Raw genomic sequence first — 653 nt, 5'->3', positions numbered from 1 at the left:
TCTTCCAGCGAACTTTCGGTCGGGATATTGTCGCTGTCGTGCTTGTGCGGCGGATAGCTGGACGAGTGGCCGGACGGCGTCACCACTTCCACCACCAGCAAGCCATCGGCCTCGGCCGTCTGCGGCAAGATGTCGCACACATAACGCGTGTTGGCGCCCTTGCCGCGCACGGAGCGCGTCATCGACTGCGGGTCGATCAGGCGCGCCGCACGGCGCGTGGTGGCCGGCGCGCTGCACAGGGCCACCTCGGCAGCGCTCTGCGCCGTGATGCTGACCGCTGTTTCCAGCGGCACATACACGGCGTAGGGCGAGATGTCTGCAAACACGCTCTGGCGATTGCCGATCTCGCGCCACGTCTCTTCGCCGGCCTGCACCGTGACCGTGCCCGTCAGCACGACGATGCACAGCTCGCGGCTGCCCGTCTGCAGCGTGACCTGCTCGCCGGCCTGCAGACGGTGCGCGGCAAAACCCACGTGCGTCCAGCCGGCGGACGCGGGCGTCACTTCCACGATCTTGCCGCCCGCCCTGTTCGCCTTCACCAGCAGCGGGCTCATGCCGCCTCCCGTTTCAAGCGCGGGATGGCGTCGACCAATTGCGCCAGGTAATCGTGGCCCATCTTCGCGTACTGATAGCTGGGGGCGACGGCCGGGTCC

Annotated in this window: 1 protein-coding gene; it reads right to left on the bottom strand. The window is 67.8% G+C overall.

What is annotated here, in order from left to right:
- Positions 1-554, bottom strand: a 554-nt coding sequence (locus ACZ92H_RS29410; protein WP_465051969.1) for a 5-deoxy-glucuronate isomerase, incomplete at its 3' end; no start/stop codon positions are given.
- Between the last annotated feature and the right edge of the window lie 99 nt (positions 555-653).

The sequence above is a fragment of the Janthinobacterium foliorum genome, assembly GCF_978021625.1.
The sequence above is the reverse complement of the archived record's forward strand: the minus strand, read 5'-3'. Positions and strand labels throughout refer to the sequence as shown.